At 31.0% G+C, this 17,374-nt stretch carries 15 protein-coding genes; all 15 read right to left on the bottom strand.

Translation table 11 applies throughout. The features are described 5' to 3' along the window. Positions 1-224: 224 nt before the first annotated feature. The 15 genes from AC5M21_RS02895 to AC5M21_RS02825 all read right to left on the bottom strand — a co-directional run bounded on the left by AC5M21_RS02895 (position 225) and on the right by AC5M21_RS02825 (position 17,195). Complete coding sequence (locus AC5M21_RS02895; protein WP_008787342.1) at positions 225-1,415, bottom strand: alginate O-acetyltransferase AlgX-related protein; 1,191 nt, start codon at positions 1,413-1,415, stop codon at positions 225-227. Positions 1,416-1,424: 9 nt separating this feature from the next. After that, complete coding sequence (locus AC5M21_RS02890) at positions 1,425-2,852, bottom strand: MBOAT family O-acyltransferase (RefSeq protein WP_008787341.1); 1,428 nt, start codon at positions 2,850-2,852, stop codon at positions 1,425-1,427. After that, positions 2,852-3,328 (bottom strand): hypothetical protein, encoded by a 477-nt coding sequence (locus AC5M21_RS02885; RefSeq protein WP_008787340.1) that lies wholly within the window; start codon positions 3,326-3,328, stop codon positions 2,852-2,854. Before AC5M21_RS02885 ends, AC5M21_RS02890 begins: the two co-directional genes overlap by 1 nt. A gap of 8 nt (positions 3,329-3,336) precedes the next feature. Further along, positions 3,337-5,505 (bottom strand): glycosyltransferase family 2 protein, encoded by a 2,169-nt coding sequence (locus AC5M21_RS02880; protein ID WP_236916421.1) that lies wholly within the window; start codon positions 5,503-5,505, stop codon positions 3,337-3,339. A 286-nt stretch (positions 5,506-5,791) separates the two neighbouring features. After that, complete coding sequence (locus tag AC5M21_RS02875; RefSeq protein WP_008787338.1) at positions 5,792-6,610, bottom strand: HAD family hydrolase; 819 nt, start codon at positions 6,608-6,610, stop codon at positions 5,792-5,794. Positions 6,611-6,686: 76 nt separating this feature from the next. Beyond that, entirely contained in the window at positions 6,687-7,349 is a 663-nt protein-coding gene (locus tag AC5M21_RS02870) for a hypothetical protein (protein ID WP_008787337.1), read from the bottom strand. Further along, a complete protein-coding gene (locus AC5M21_RS02865; RefSeq protein ID WP_008787336.1) occupies positions 7,350-7,769 on the bottom strand; it encodes a hypothetical protein in 420 nt (139 codons plus the stop codon). A gap of 60 nt (positions 7,770-7,829) precedes the next feature. Next, on the bottom strand, positions 7,830-8,387 hold the full coding sequence (locus AC5M21_RS02860; protein WP_017143933.1) for a TetR/AcrR family transcriptional regulator: 558 nt from the start codon (positions 8,385-8,387) through the stop codon (positions 7,830-7,832). A 108-nt stretch (positions 8,388-8,495) separates the two neighbouring features. Next, on the bottom strand, positions 8,496-9,359 hold the full coding sequence (locus tag AC5M21_RS02855; protein ID WP_008787334.1) for a MurR/RpiR family transcriptional regulator: 864 nt from the start codon (positions 9,357-9,359) through the stop codon (positions 8,496-8,498). Positions 9,360-9,459: 100 nt separating this feature from the next. Next, positions 9,460-10,356 carry an ROK family protein gene (locus AC5M21_RS02850; protein WP_008787333.1) on the bottom strand — a complete coding sequence of 299 codons (897 nt, stop codon included), beginning with the start codon at positions 10,354-10,356 and terminating at the stop codon, positions 9,460-9,462. A gap of 36 nt (positions 10,357-10,392) precedes the next feature. Beyond that, positions 10,393-11,715: an FAD-dependent oxidoreductase gene (locus tag AC5M21_RS02845; protein WP_054325311.1), complete on the bottom strand. Its 1,323-nt coding sequence runs from the start codon at positions 11,713-11,715 to the stop codon at positions 10,393-10,395. A 3-nt stretch (positions 11,716-11,718) separates the two neighbouring features. Next, a complete protein-coding gene (locus AC5M21_RS02840) occupies positions 11,719-12,366 on the bottom strand; it encodes a hypothetical protein (RefSeq protein ID WP_008787331.1) in 648 nt (215 codons plus the stop codon). A 16-nt stretch (positions 12,367-12,382) separates the two neighbouring features. Continuing rightward, positions 12,383-14,527, bottom strand: coding sequence for a hydantoinase/oxoprolinase family protein (locus AC5M21_RS02835; protein WP_008787330.1), 2,145 nt, complete (start codon positions 14,525-14,527; stop codon positions 12,383-12,385). A 21-nt stretch (positions 14,528-14,548) separates the two neighbouring features. After that, positions 14,549-15,829 (bottom strand): TRAP transporter large permease, encoded by a 1,281-nt coding sequence (locus tag AC5M21_RS02830; RefSeq protein WP_008787329.1) that lies wholly within the window; start codon positions 15,827-15,829, stop codon positions 14,549-14,551. 1 nt (position 15,830) lies between these two features. Continuing rightward, a complete protein-coding gene (locus tag AC5M21_RS02825) occupies positions 15,831-17,195 on the bottom strand; it encodes an FAD-dependent oxidoreductase (protein ID WP_008787328.1) in 1,365 nt (454 codons plus the stop codon). Between the last annotated feature and the right edge of the window lie 179 nt (positions 17,196-17,374).

Here is a 17,374-nt window from a genome sequence, read left to right as displayed (position 1 = left end):
TAAGCAGAGATAGTATCTATAAACAATATACCACAACAATTGCTTAAAGTAAACACTCAAAAAGATTCCCCTACTTATATATTCATCATTTCTTTGCTATTTTTCTTCTATTATTTATAAAAAAGTGAATTTTATTTAATTGAGATGTGATCTTGACAAAGGCCAAACAAAAAGAAACTATTGTTGCCAATAGTTTCAAGAAATAACTTTTTCTGGATTTATAATTATTCTTGATAAAACAGAAATGAATCTTCATAAATAAGATCGGGAGATATAGATACAAAAACGTAATCAAACGCATTTTCATGAAAATATTTATCTATATTTCCATCATAATAACGTGGATCAATAATCTCAATCTCACTACATACTTGACTAAAGAATGTGATTAATGGTAATGAGTAAGAATCTTTATAAAATGCTACCTTCAATCCAGTAGGATTATTATTATTCACAATTTTTGCATAGCTACAATTATAATCCAAATAAGCGGCATAAAAATCATATTGTGGGCTTAGATAATCTTTTCTAATGTTTACAAAATAAGATGGGTTAATTAAGGTATCATCCATTCTTCCCTCTCGATGAGTCGTTTGACCATAATGATTCATATCATACACAAATGAAGTTTCATATTTTGGATATATGAGTGTAAAGTCCTCAACACCACTATATAGTTTACCCGTCTTTCGCCCTAATGAACCTATATAACTCTTCTTATATGTCATTTGATTGTAGTTGTTTATATCACGATAATAATACTCTGGATCTAAATTTAATGAATCCTTTTCATTTAAGTAATTAATGAGTTCATGAGTCGCTAAGAATGCAGACTCTATTTTCCAATGATGGTCTGTTTGATAAAAAATATCTTGAATAGATAAAGAACTTTTTTGAAAATATTCTCTATAATCTAAGACTTCAATCCCTTTATCTTTTAAACCTTGTACATATCTATCAGCTGTCTCATTATTAAATGAAGATGGATATCCATCTAAAGAAGCTGACTTCCCTTCTAAATATTTATCTGGAGGTACTAAAGTCACAAGTTGTCCATTATTATTCTCAACAGCATCTTGTAGACGTTTCATTCTTTCCACAATGATGGAGGTATCCCGTGGCTTAGTCTGCTGACTTGTTAAATATAACATGTTATCAGTACCTTTTATCACTTCAAAATTATTAAATTCTCTTTTTCCTAATACGGATTGTATAAATCCATAACTCTCTATGTATGAATTTTTTTGATAAAGATCATTATTCATTTTTGTTTCAATATCTTGGGTTGATATTGTTGATGTCAATTCTTCTTTTAAAAAAGGCCATGAATAGATACAATTTATAACTGAAAAAGTAACAAGACTAATGATAAAAATAACTGCAGTTATTTCTTTTTTTATAAAAAACTGTTTCATAGGGACCTCCTAAAAATGAAAATAAATAAAGGGATTGTATGTTCCCTTAATAATATAAGTGACTGAAACATAAAAGAGAAGCATAATAACAAGAGGATACATAATACTAAATAATTTTTCTAAATGATACCATTTCTTATAAACCAAAAAGTAATTTATTCTTTTAGCAATAGGAGTACTGAATATTATACCTGCAACAATAAAAATCCAAAACTCTTGAATAATCATTATTGTAGAAGAACATATCAAACCGATAGTTCGAAAGCCAAACATTTGTGATATATAAACACCTGCATCATATATATCTGGTGCTCTAAAAATAACCAATCCAATCGTAATAATAAATAAAGCATAGAAATGTTTCAATAAAGGATACTTTTTTCTTTTTTCAAAATGAATAAGTTTTTCAGCAAAGATAAATATGAAATTATATAACCCCCAAATAATAAAAGTCCAATTAGCTCCATGCCATAAACCTGTTAAACTCCAAACAACCAAAAGATTACGCACCATTATACTGCTATTGGCTACTCTAGAACCTCCCAATGGGAAATAAACATAATCTTTAAACCATGTTGATAATGAAATATGCCAGCGTCTCCAAAACTCTGATATAGATTTTGATATAAAGGGATAATTGAAATTCTCTTCAAACTCAAAGCCAAACATTAACCCTAATCCAATCGCCATGTCTGAATATCCACTAAAGTCATAGTAGAGTTGTAAACAATAGCAGATTGCTCCTATCCAAGCCAAAGTCACTGATATATCTAAATTTGCAGATGCTTTGAAACAATAATCCACAACAATGGCTAATGAATTAGATAATAAAACTTTTTTAGCTAACCCAACAATAAAACGACAGACTCCAACAGCAAACTTTCGCATATTGATTTTTCGATTTTCGATTTGATCTGCAATGCTTGTATATCTCACAATTGGTCCAGCAATAAGCTGAGCAAAGAATGCTATATACAATCCAACATATATAATATTTTTTTGTGCCTTTGCTTGTTGACGATAGATATCTATCACATATGATAGTGCTTGAAATGTAAAAAATGATATTCCAATCGGTAATATTATTGGCTGTAATGAATAAGAAAAACCAAAAAGATGACTCATTGTTGAAATAGTGAAATATAAATATTTAAAAACAAACAATAATCCAGTATTCAAAAGACATGCAATCATTAAATAAAACTTTTTTCTTTTAACTCGTTCATGATTTCTTTGAATAAGTAATCCTAAAATATAATTAAAAACAATTGAACATAATAACAAAAGAACATAATAAGGCTCTCCCCATGCATAGAAAAAGATACTAACAATAAATAAGAATATATTCTGTAATTTTCTTGAAAAAGATAATAAATAATTTATACAGAAAACAAAAGGAAGAAAATAAAACAAAAAGATTGTACTAGAAAATAACATTAATCTTTCTTCCTCCTTTTCATGAGATATGCGATAAAAACAAATGCACTTATCCCTAAAATCAAATATCTAACACTTTGAATAAAAAATGTATTGGTTAATAATTGAGGTAACGTTATTGGTTCAATCGAAGATTTCATTTGATACTTTTTAAAATCAGCATTTTGTCTAGACCATGAATAGCGAAGATGAATTTCTTTTTGATATTTTTTCTCTTGATAAGTTGAAGAAATTATTAAGGTCTGTTCAGTTGCTTCACTTGTGATAGTTAATAAACCATTATCATCTAATTGGATTCCTGGTAATGTGAATGTTTCAAATATATATCCCTCTAAAGTTTTGTATTGAGATATACTTTCTCCAGCATTAGGAATAAGAACCTCATCTGCACCTTGAATAGCTTCTTGAGCATGTAGATATGAAAATGTAAAGAGAATTGTTATGATGAGAGTGACTGATATAACTATTTTTTTCATTATTCCACCTAATAATATAACCTTTCATCGAATTCTTTTTCATCTTGTTTGATTTTATCTTTTTGCTTCTTGATCTGCATAAAATGTTCCTGTGACCAGTCATTTATTATTGTTTGAAACTCTGGATTTTTAACTAATGATAAATAATTAATCACTTTATACAATGTACCTTGTTCATATTCTTTCTTCCTTTCACACTGAAGAAAAAGATTATCATTCATTCTTATTTCTAAATAATTCTCTAAATGCTTACCTTCAATCAATAAATATTCATAGTTAAAGTTCTTACATATAACTTTCTGGAATGTGCTTGTTTCCAATATTTTATTTAACTCAAGTCTGGCGAGTTTTCTATTATATGTTATGCCTTTTTGAGTACGTCGAATAATATTATGGGATAACTCGTCAAAGAAACTATGGTTTTTGGATATCCTCGAAGGTAATGTTGGTTCTCTATCATATAGAAGATGAATATACTCCTGCTTCATTCCTGGCAAAAAGGAAGTTATTTCAACTCCATATTTCCATTGAGAATGACAACAAGATACATGTTTAATTTGACCTTTAAAAATAATATTATTGATTTGAAACTGTATTATTTGATCTGGAGATAAATAGTGTGGATAATCACAGACAAAAGATAATCCCATATCTGATAAATCTTTTGTAATGCACTGATTTTGAATACCTTCAACTTGAATTGGCAATTCTATTGAAAAACGTTCTGAATCTCTTAGATACTTTCTCCCTAACATAAAAAATATAGCCATTAACAAAGAATACATATTAACAACTGTCCAAAAGAAAACAATAATATAAGCATTCTCATTCCCTAAGAATATCTCTCTTATACAATTGATTAAAGAGATAAGACTTAATATAAATAAAAGGATATGTACAAGAGAATGTTTCAACTGATAGCTACTATCACTATCAACTTTCTCTTTACTTGTGACAGAGAATTTCCTTTGAGATATCCCAAATGTTTCAAGGAATACAGCCGGTAACAATGAGGGAAAAAGAATCGTATCATAGATATTACTTAATCGATTTGTTCTAATATTTTTAGAAAATTGTTTAATAGCATATTGATATACCAAATATTGTGGTAACCACCATAAAAGCAAGTCCAAAAACGAGCATTTCACAACCTGAATACCAAAAACAGCAAATAAAATTGGAGACAATATATACATAGCCCTTCTTAAAGGGGTATACCAATAGAGCAGAGATGAAAGATAACTGATTTTTTGTCCAATTGATAAACCTTTCCTTGTTAAGACATTGACTTTTCTTAATGTTTGTATACAACCACGAGCCCATCTTTCTCTTTGTTTAATCAAACTTTTCAAATCAGTCGGAGACAACCCTACTGCCAGAACATCTCTAATAGCATAACAAGTATATCCTTTCGCCTGAATTGAGATACCTGTGGCAAAATCTTCTGTAATAACACCCGTAAAAAAGCCTCCTATTTCATCTAATGCAGCTCTTGAAATGACAGTATTTGATCCACCATAAATTGCTGAGTTTGTTTTATTTCTAGCAAGTTGAACATCGCGATAAAAATAATCTTGTTCATTCGGAACATTCTGTTCTGAAAAAAGATTATATTGAAATAAATCAGGATTATAAAAGCATTGTGGAGATTGGATAAATCCAATTTTAATACTCTTTTTCTTTTCACGTCTTTGCCATTGATTATTAATATATTCATAGTCTGGTAAAAGAAAATAAGGAACAGTTTTCAAAAGAAAATCAGATAAAGGAATCATATCAGCATCAAAAGTTGCAACAAGTGGAGAATGCGTATGTTGTAAAGCATTATTCAAATTACCTGCCTTTGCATGTAAATGCTCTTCACGTGTGATATATCCTACTCCCATTCTTTGTGCCAATTCTTGAACTTCTTGACGATTGCCATCATCTAACAGATAAATATGAACCTTACTTTTATCTGGATACTCCATATATAGACACCCATTCACTGTTTTATATAATAATTCACAAGGTTCATTATAAGTAGCAATAAAGACATCAATATCTGGATAGTCTTCATCTTTTATTTTTGGCAACTCAGGAACAAGTTCCTCGCCCATTCCATAACAATGCTGAATGGTTTCAATAGCTCCAAGGGTTTCTGAAAAAAACAGCAGTAACCCAAATATACAATTCAAAATACCTAGCTCTAATGGTATAGTGAAAAGCGCTCGCCATATAATATATGTGAGCGTCGTTACAACAACCGCTATATATAAAAGTGTTGTTCGATTCATCTTTTTTTGAGTTTGTATATTTACCCACTCCTTCTATAAACGATATATGTCCTACTACGTACAAGGTTTATATTACCATATATTGGTATAAAAATTCAACCTATGATTCATAACTAACATATAAAGTATTGCCATGCTTTTCTATACAATACATGTATTTTTTTATGTAAAATAAAAAAGAAAGCATTTATCTGCCCTCTTCTACTGGTATTTCAAAATATTTCTCAAATGTCTTTGCAATACCATCATGATCTACAGTATCTGTAATCTCCGATGCTACTTTTTTGAGTTCATCAATAGCGTTTCCCATTGCTATACCATGCTGAACAAGTTGTAACATCTCAACATCATTAATACCATCGCCAAAAGCATAAGTATTTTCATATTCAATACCTAATTTCTTATAAAGATATTCACATGCTGTTCCTTTGGTAAATCCTTTGCAATAGACATCCATACGAATCAAACCTGTTTCATAAGGAACCATAGTGAACTCATTTTCTAATTCATGATAAGCTGACCACATGTCTTCTGCATTATCAAACAATACGCAGCAACTCACAGCCTCAATATCCTTTGCATCAAATTTTTCATAAACATTTTGAGGTCTTTCACTTGTTCCTTGGAACATTTCACGATGTTTAACGACAAGTTCATCGTCTAAACATGAACACCACTCTCCATTATGTCCATAAAACATACTGCGTCCATTATACTTTTGATAGATATCTAATTGTTTTTGAACTTGTTGATTATTAAAAAGTTCATCAATCAATATTTCTCCTTCAAAACGAATATAATGTCCATCACTACAAATATATCCATCAAATTCAATATCCTGTACACTCTGAGGAACCTCTCCTCTTGCCGTTGCAATCACTATCTTATGTCCTTGATTTTTAAATTCATTTAATGCATGTATTGTCTGATTTGTTGGATGCATCAATCCATTAGGAACATTGACTAATGTTCCATCAATATCAAAGAAAGCTATTTTTGTATCCATAATAAAAACCTCCTATGCCTATTATAAACAAAATTTTGATAATTTCTAAAAAATATCAAAATATGAAAAAAGGCAATTACTCATTACTTTTCATAGCACTATAGCCAATCCATACAGTCCATACATATGCACAGGTTTTTGGAATCATTAACATGCCTACTGCTGGAATTGTATCTGCAAACAAGACAACTGGAATATAAAATGCAAAACTCAAAACAATAGTTAACCACATATAACGAAAAGAATGATCATTCTTCTGTTGACTACTTTGAAAAAATAAAACGATAACTAACAATCCCAACAAGGCAAACGGAATATTTCGATAAATCCCCCAAGATAATGGTGCATGAGCACTTAGCCATTCATTTTGTGGGAACATACATAAAACAATACGAATGATTGCAAATATATATACTGCAAATGTTAATCCTTTATGTTCTGTCACCTGATAGCGAATTCTCCATACATAATATAAAATGACATAGAAAACAGTCATTGTAATAGAAGTTATCCATTTTCCAATTCCTAATGCCACTGTATAATCTTGTAAACCTGTTGTACATAGTGCTATAGCACGTGGAACCAAATGGAACGAATCACCTAACCCTAATAGTACTGCCATAATCCCAAATAAGAAATATTGTTTATTACCACGATTTCCTTTCATCATTAAAATTCCTAATGTGATAACAGTTGTTAAATAAACAATATCAAATAATGTTTCTACTATTGCCTGCATCTATTTTTCCTCCTTTATATTTAGATAAAATTGAACTAAAAATAATATTCCTGCACACAGCAAAGATACACCTAACCCTGTATAAAATACAGCGATAAATATATCTGGGACAAGATGAAAAGCTCTCAAACTTATACCCATTGTCATCATAAATGCCATAATACAAAATGCCTGAATATCAAAAAATCTGATAAATAATTGTAATTCTTCTTCATAGGATATAATTCTATTGGTATGTTTTTGTACCATTTTATAGAATACAAACTTCATAAAAATCCCAAATACCAATAAAGATAATATAAAATTAATAACACTTATGTATGGAGGATAAGCTTCAAGCCCTAATTTTAGGATATTAAAACCAGCAACTGCCCACACAAAACCAGCTATTAATAATAAATATTTCTTTTGAACTTTCATAATTCAACTCCAATCTGAACAATGTTCATTTTAAATCGTTTATAAACCCACTCATGTGGGCTAATAAATAACTTTTTTGATGATTTCAATTAAGACCTGACAAGATGCTTGGCGATGTGACAAAGCAGTTATCATATTTGAAAAAACAAATTCAATAAAATCTTCTTCTTTTAAAGAATCATCAAATATATGTCTTTTAACCAGATGATCTTGTCTTAATACAGTATGTAAGTTTTGATACATATGTTCAAAATATTTCAGCATTTCCTGTTTTCCTAATTCTTTATTTTCTTTCTCAAAAGCATCAGAATGAATAAAGAAAAAATCAGGATACTCCTTTGTTCCTCTTAACATTTGTTGATATAACCATTCTATACACTCTATGAAGTTCTTAAAACGCAAACAGTCATGTGTATTATGGAATATAATTAACCAAATAGATTCAACAGTAGCTGTTATAAGTTCTCCTTTAGAAGGAAAATAATTATAAATTGAACCAACTGCAACATTGCATTCTTTAGCAACATTACGCATATTTATTGCTTTTAACCCTTGGGTTGCAGCTATATTACGACTCACATCTAAGATTGCTTCTTTAGAGGTCACCACTTTATTCATCTTATCACCACCAAACTGAACAATGTTCATATTACAACTTTTTTATCTCATTGTCAAATTATAAATAGAAAAAGTTGACTTTCTAAAGTCAACTCTAAGAAATGATTATTACATATTAAAATAATAACTATTAGAAATCTGATCAATTTCAAATACTGCATCACTATTCTTTTTCTCATTCATAAAATCTTCATCTTGTAATAAATAAGAAAATAATAAATCAATAATAAATACAAAAGCCATCTGGTCAGTAAAAGCATCTTTATTTTTAATATATAATTTATCAGCACTTACAATTTTAACATCTGATACTTCTGCCATCTTTTGAGAATCATAACTTGTTATGACAATATTTCTCCCTGATTTTTGATTAATATTAGATAATGCATCTATCATGGCAGTTGAACACATTGTATTAAAGAAAGTTATAAAGACATCTTGACTTTGACATTTTGAACAATATAATTTCATTGAAGTCCAATCATTAATAATGATTGCATCAACCCCTATTGTTTTTAATTTTTGCTGTAAACATTTTCCAATATTTAAAGGGCTATGATTGTCAAAGATATAAATTTGACGACTTTCTTTTATATATTTAACAATTTGTATAAAACTCTCTTCTTTCATCATGGCAAATGTATTATCTAGAACTTTTTTATAATCAGAAAGCATTGATACAAATAAAGATTGTGGGGCATCAGTATGATCAGATTGGATATCTCGATAAAGACTTCCCTGCACCATAGCAATTTTAAAATCTTGAAACCCTTTATAACCTATCTTCTTACAGAATCTATTAATACTTGTTTCAGAAACACCCACTTCATTTGCAATATTAGTAATTGTATTATTGACAATAAATTCTGGATTCTTTAAAACAAAATTTGCAATCTCGTTTTCTCTTAATGTCATATCATTTCGTCTTGATGCAATATATGAAAAGACTGCTGGAATTTTATTATCATTCATTACATACCACTCCCCTTATTTTCTTTCTATATGCATACATTTGTATACATTATACAATACTTTCCTACTATTAATCTATAAAAATTAGAAATATTTAACATTATACACTTGTTGACTTTGTAAGATAATGAAATAAAGCACCTATTAAATTAGCATCATTATGATACTGACAAGTAAGAATAATTGGTCTCACATGCGCATGTGTAAAAGTTTTGAATATAACATCTAATCGTTGATTGATTTCATCAATCAGATCATCTCGCATACTAATTCCACCGCCAATGACAATTTTTTCAGGATCATATGCATACTGTAAATTATATATTCCATTAGCCATACTCCAATAATATTCATTTATATATTTTTCATAAATAGGATCATTATGATAATGATCAAAAATATCTTTAGCATCTAATAAATGAAAATCTATATTTTTTTCTTTAGCTATATCTTTTAAAATATTCACTGTTGATGCATCAGACCATGTTTTTATTGGTCTTTCATGTGCATCTAACTTAGAAATCATATAACCAAATTCACCACCATGGAGGTGAACACCTTTATGAATTTTTTTATTCTTCACAATTGCTCCACCAATGCCTGTTCCACTGACAATAAAACAACAATCATTCACATCACTAGCCGCACCTTTCCAGACTTCTGCCAAAGCTGCACAATTTGCATCATTCTCTATTTCAACTGGAATCTTAAACTTTTCTTCTAAATCTTTTTTTATGTTTGGACCGTGAATATAATCATAGGCACTTGAACCTCCAATCACTCCTGATTCACTATCAACTGCCCCTGGCATACTTAATGCAATTCCTTGAAGATGAAAGTCCTGATATTGATAATAAGCATTTGCAAAGACTTCATACATTTCCAGCAATGATAAAGGTGCTTTCACAGATTGTGTTTGAATAATATGTCCTTCTTCATCTAATAATCCGTATTTGATTGATGTTCCACCAACATCTATACATAAATAATGTTTCATTACTCTCTCCTTACCAAAAAGAGGTGTTGATAACACCTACTTCTTTCTTAAAATCCAAGCTCCTTGACTTATTAATAAATCTTGAAGTTGTTGAATATCAATACTTCTATAACCAACATTTTTTAAAGCAGCTAAATAAGCTGCAACACCTGCTGCCTGCCCCATTGTAAAACAATTAGGCATCACACGCAAAGCACTATTTATAAGACGATCAGAGCCAATAGTTCGACCTGCTACAATTAGATTTTCCATTCCCTGAGGCAATAAACTGCGATAAGAAATCCCATGAGATTCACCCTCTGGTAAATATTCCATCACCATTGTACTCTCCTTATTAGGTAAATGAACATCAATAAAGTAACAATTTCTAGCAATTTCATCTTCAAAACTTCTTCTCTTTTTAAAATCTTCAACACTCATCATATAGTCAGCAACAATCCTACGACTTTCTCTAATCCCCACCTGATCACCTGTTGAAATCAACTGTGCATTTTCAAATCCAGGTACATATTTTCTCAAAAAATCTGTATATACTTTAGCCAATTGACGACCTTTAATATTTCCTTTCGTTAATGAAATTGCATCTGTTCCATCAACGCCAAAGACATGACCAAAATTAAATGATGCAGTCGTATCTGTTAACCAAGAGAAAGATGAGACACGTTTTCTTCCTTCAGGAATATCGCCTTTCTCTTGTGCCAATGTAACAAGTTGAGAAAATTGATCATCATCTTGAGAAGCTATATAACTTAACGTTTTATCTTTATCAATACCTGATACAACAAAACACATTGTTCCAGGCTGAACTGTAGGATCATCTTGATCACCTTTTAGAGTAGGAACTCCAGCCATATATGCAATATCGGCATCTCCAGTTGCATCAATATAAGCCTTTGCTTTAATAATACTGCGTCCATTTTTATTAGCAATAACCAACCCTTTCATAAAACCATCTTCACATAAAACTTGTGTACACAATGTATGAAATAAAATCTCAACTCCACTTGATGTTAACATTTCATCACAAACACGTTTATACACTTCAGTATCAATTGTAACCCAGTCTAATTTATCCTTATTCATTCGTTGGCACTCAGCATTGCTTTGTTTCTTAACCTTATCTAATATCTCATAAGCAATTCCTTGGCTTACAATATGAACACCATCTGTATATGGACAAAAAGCAGGAATAGGCATAAATGCACCTGTTCCACCAGCAAAACCACGTTGTTCTATAAGCAATGTTTGTGCACCATTTCTACTGGCTGCAATTGCAGCACTTATCCCTGCTGCACCACCACCGATAACAACAACATCTACATCATAAATAACCTTGAGTTCTTCTTGAGGTATTAACATTTTTTATTCTCCTATTTCTCGACGCCATTGTTCTTGTAATGTTTGGAAACCATCTATAGTCATTTCTTTTTGATGAATGAGTAGTATATAATCATAAACGTTTGGGAGGTCATTTAAATGAAGCAGTTCTTTTGCAAAAGCATGTGCTGCTATTTCACAACTACTCATAACAGTAGAATGTAACTTTATTGGTCCTAAATGAAAACGAACAATGCGATCTAATCTTTCATTTGTGGGTTGTTGATCAATATATTCATAGAAATGAAAGAGCTCATGTGCTAAATGAATTTGAACAATATCTTCAAATGTTATTTGCTCATCAATATATTTTTGACTTGCCTCTAACATCTCGCATAGCGAATCCGTATACAAGATTATTTTTCTATAATCTTTTTTTAATTCAATTTGAGCTCGAAATTGAACTCCATAAAATTTTCCACTTTGCTTATTATAGGATATTTCAATATGATTTTTTTGACAGAGTTCTTCAACACTCAAATATTTATATGTTTTCGCTTTTTGTTTTCCTAATTTTAATGATTCATTAATATAATAGAGATAATTTTCTTTAGGTATTTTATGAAACAATAAATCATTCTTAAGGGTTCCATAAGCTAACAGTTGATCATCCACATGAGTCCATTCAATCACTTTTCATTTCTCCTTTCTATTGATATGCAACAGCTATAATCTGGTCATCTTCTAAAACAAATTCTAACTCTACTTCCATAATTGATAAAATTTGTTGAAGAGATTGTATCCCAGTTAAATCTAACATTTTTTCTTTATAAAACAAGAATAATTTAGGTATTGTATCATTCGCATCTGAATAAACTGTATAATCATTCATAAAATCTATAAAATCACTCTGAATTGCTGATTTAGGAAAAACGAGATAATAAGCACCTTCTTTTCGTAAACGTGCAACACCTTCTCTATCTAAGACACAGAGACGATTCATATTTTTTTTCATCAAGCCAAATAAACTCTTTTTTTCTATTGGTGCATTAAAGAGATTCCATCTAGCTACATTCTGAATAAATTGCATAGAATCTGTATCAATATTCATAGCTTCACTAGCTTTTTTGGTCATTTGTTCTATGGTTAAAGCTGCTTGATTTAAGTCTTTAGAACGCATTTCTGTTGAACCAGTTGCTATGGCAGAAAGAATATTCTTTTGTGCATCAATTTCAATCATAACATCAACTGTATCTTCATTTGCACCTGATTTAACAATTTTTTCAATAACTTCTGCTCTTATTTTTTTTATATCTTCATCAGTTGGGTTGACAACAGTTTTTTCTATCTGTTCTCTAACCATTGCTAAAGCTACTCCTATAGTTGAAATATAAGGAGCATTTTTAGCAATCTGTACTTTATGCCCAGATATTTTTCCTAATGCATATGTTAAAACAGATGCACTTCCACCGCCTCCAACGAGAGTTACATAATTCCTATCCAATTCATATTCATCAATTAACATATTGACAACTGTCATAACTTTTTCACAAGCAATTTTGATAACTTGTTGAGCAGCTTCTTCAGCAGTCATACCACAATAATTGCCTAATGCATTCCAAGCTTTATAATTCGCTTCTTTATGACCATAAGCATAATCACCTTCAGGAACATAACCTAATAAATTAGCAGCACCTGCTAATGTAAATGAATATTCTTGACCTGTTTCGCTTACAACAATAGCATGATCTTTTGAATCTCCTTCTTTTGGTGAAATAAATTGAATTGTTGGATTAACTAAATTTTTGGCATCTGTAAAACATTCATACTCTTTTCCAGCTATGTGAGCACTTCTTGGTCCAACGTCTACAATTTGAGCATCTTTCACAATAACCATACTACCACCAGCAATCCCCAATGTTCTGACATCAAGTGATTGTAAATAAGTATGATGTCCACCAACTTGAGCATTTTTAATCATAACTTTTCCATCTTTAATAACAGAAATATCTACACTTGTTCCACCAACTTCAAAGAAGATACCATCAGTGACTTTCTCATACATGAGTGCTCCTGCAACTCCTGCTGCCAATCCTGACAACATTGTTAAAATAGGACGTTTTCTAACCTCATCAATACTCATAACACCACCATCACAGCGCATAATCATTAATTGTGTTTGAATATTTGCATCTTTTACTGCCTGTTCTGTCATATTTGCTGTTTCCATCATCTTTGGAATTAAACTTGCATTAACAACAGCTGTTCTGGTTCTGACCTTAAGTCCATAAAGTTGTGAAATCTCATGTCCACCAGTCGCAAACATTTCTTTTTGATTCGCTTTTTCTATTACCTTTAACTCATTGGTAGGATCATCAACACTATAAGCCTCAGAAGCAACAATGACTTCTGCTCCTTCTGATTTTAATTCTTCAATTGATTGCTCAATAAGAGCTTCATTTAACTTCTTTGAGTCTACAAAACGATTATAAACTTTTAAAAATTTTCCTTGTGCTAACTCAATATCTTCTGTATGTGTTCCACTCTTAGCAGTACTGCTATCAATACCAGTTCCCATTCCAAGAACTCCTACTTTTGCAACATCACCTTCTAATAGCGCATTTGTTGCCTGTGTTGTTCCATGGGCTATAAAGTTAACATCAAGAGGTGAAATGTTATTATCTTGTAAAATTTCATTGATGATATTAACGATACCTGTGGCAACTCCACCAACTGCATCATGTGTTGTTGGTATTTTCTTTTTTGCAATAATTTCATAGGTATCATTGTCAATAACAACCGCATCGGTGAATGTTCCACCTACGTCTATACCAATTCTTACTTTTTTACTCATTTCTTATTTCCTTCCTATTTTTTAAAAGAACTGGAAGCTAGCAATTGTTAGTGAAACAATAACAGCTGCAACTGTCCATAAAATAGTTCCTTTTGTTAAATCATTAACTTCTGTCTTTGTAAAGTCTGCTGACCATACATTATGTGTATTTGTTGGATCACATGTCCCTTGAACCATTCCTTCAACTCTCAATGCAACCATTGCAGCCATTGGATTCATTCCAGATGCAACTAAGATAGCACCAATTCCACTTCCGAGTCCCCACATATTCATAGGTCCACGATATAAAGCCAGTGGTGCTAAAACAGTAAAAATCAATACATAAGCAATAGGTGAAGTTGGAATAATCATCTTAATAACAGGTTGAATAATTGTTGCAACTTGTGGAGCCATAACAGCATTTAATAAAATACCAATTCCAATCATCAATCCCATTGCACCTGCAACATCTTTTAAACCTTCAACAAATGAAGCTGAAATAACTTGTAGTGGTTTTCTTGGCAATGTTAATAATAAAGCAACTGCAATTCCAATAATAACTGCTGGAACAATTGATAAATTCATCGTAAAAACTAAAACAACTGGAACAATTGGGCTTAATAATGCCAATGGATTTACATTTTTTTGTCCACGTGCACCATCACCTGTAGGCATAGCCCATGATTTCTTTAAAATACTTTTTCCTTTGACATGGTAAAGTATAAATGCTAAATATGCAACAATCATCGGTACCATAATTAATAAGTTTGTTGATAAAATCTTTTGAATATCTAAATTGAATAAATCTACATACATAGCTAAACCTGAAACATTTAATGTTCCTCCAGTCGTATTCGCTAATAATAAGATTGAAGCACTTGCAAAAGGACTTATTCCTGCTGTTAACATGATTGGAATAATAATTGTACCAACTAAGATAACCATTCCTAAGCCATTTGAACCTGCAAAGATAACTGATGCAGCTACATATAAAACCAATGCAATAATTAAAGGCTTATCACCAGCCAATTCAGCTGCCTTTTTAATAATACCTTTCACTATCCCAACACGATTTAAAACCTGTCCAAAAAATGAACCAAATACCAAACCAGCAATAGCTGAACTTAATCTCATTGCTCCTTGTTCTAAAACATTATTAGCAATTGTATAAGTCTCTGGATTATTTGAAATCAAAGGGACTCCAGCTACCAATGCAATTAAAATTCCCATTAAAGGCAATGCTATAATTGTCTGCATTTTCTTTGTCATCATTAAAGCTGCAAATGCAAAGAAAATAACTAAAATCAAAATTCCTTGTACCATCTTACTTCTCCTTTATATTTAAATATGCATTTTGTTTTAATAATTCTTTTTGTATCAAATGAACATTAATTTCATCTGGATATTGATTATATCTTGCTGATAAAGCTGCAGCAATACCAACACTATGTCCAATTGCCCCCACCGTTGGTGTTGTACGAATCGCTGCTTGTGCTTCAAAAGTTGCACTCACACATCTCCCCGTTACCAATAAATTGTGAATAACTGGATTAATAACTATTCTATAAGGAATAGAATAATACTTTCCATCTTGTAATCTTTGATGATATGTTCCTTCTCCATCAGGACTATGTACATCAATAGGATATGCTGAATGGGCAATCACATCATCAAATATTTTCGCCAGAAGAATATCTTCTGAAGTGAATTGATAATATCCTTTGATTTGTCTTGATTCTCGAACGCCAATACTTGGGCCCGTAGAGATCATATGAATATTCTGAAAACCTTCTAAATCACTTTTCATGAACTTTTCTAACTCTTGGCATTGCTTTCTACCCTCAATTTCTGCTAAACTAAGACTGTAAGGATCATTTGGATCACAATCTCGTATTCTTGTCGTATTCACAATGAACTCACCAGGTTCATTTGTTTCAAAAAGCAATACATCTTCGCGTTGAATATGAATTCTACCTTCTTGTTTTGCACATTCAAATTCCTTTTCAAAACCAATAACAGATAGCCTTGGAACTTTTGTTATGGTTGAAATATCATTGTGCATACGCTTGAAGTTATCAGGATGTGTTTGAATGTAGTGGACGAGCTTTTCTCTATTCACTCCATTAATTTTCATATTTAATGTCATAGGTTGTGTCTTATGATCTTTTTTTCTACCAACATCACAGGGAACACCAGATTTATATGCCAAATCTGCATCTCCAGTTCCATCAATATAGACACGGCCAGCAATTCTTTCTAATCCTGCTTTATGGCAAACAGTTACACTTTGAATACATCCATCCATAACTTCTACATCCGCCAGCATAGCATGATAAAGAATTTTTCCCTGACTTTCTAAATACATCGTTTCTAATTCATACTTCATTGCTTCACTATCAAAAGGTGTTACTGAATATGTGTAATTTGTAGAGTCATAAATATGACCTACTGATTTGTCTTTTGCTTGTAAACGTTCAATTAATTCACCAGTAATACCTTTAATAATTTGTTGTTCATTAACATGAAAAGTCATCATCGGCCCTACACCTGCAGATGTTAAAGCACCACCTAAATAACCATTCTTTTCAATAATGAGAGTTGAAGCTCCTGTTCTTGCAGCCGCTATCGCAGCGATAGTCCCAGAAAATCCTCCTCCCATAATAACAACATCATAAATTATTTTCCTCACCCTCCTTTGCAACCGTTTACAACCATTATTATAAATATCATTTTCATAAATGTAAATAGTTTTAGAATATTTTTTTCATTATTTTCTGAAAATATTGGATATTTATAGTTTTAATATATAATATTTCAATAAAAAAGAAGTCAATTATTCATCATTTTGACAAATTATGACTTCTTTTT

It is taken from the genome of Coprobacillus sp., assembly GCF_984815275.1.
This window is presented reverse-complemented; position numbering and strand designations above follow the sequence as displayed.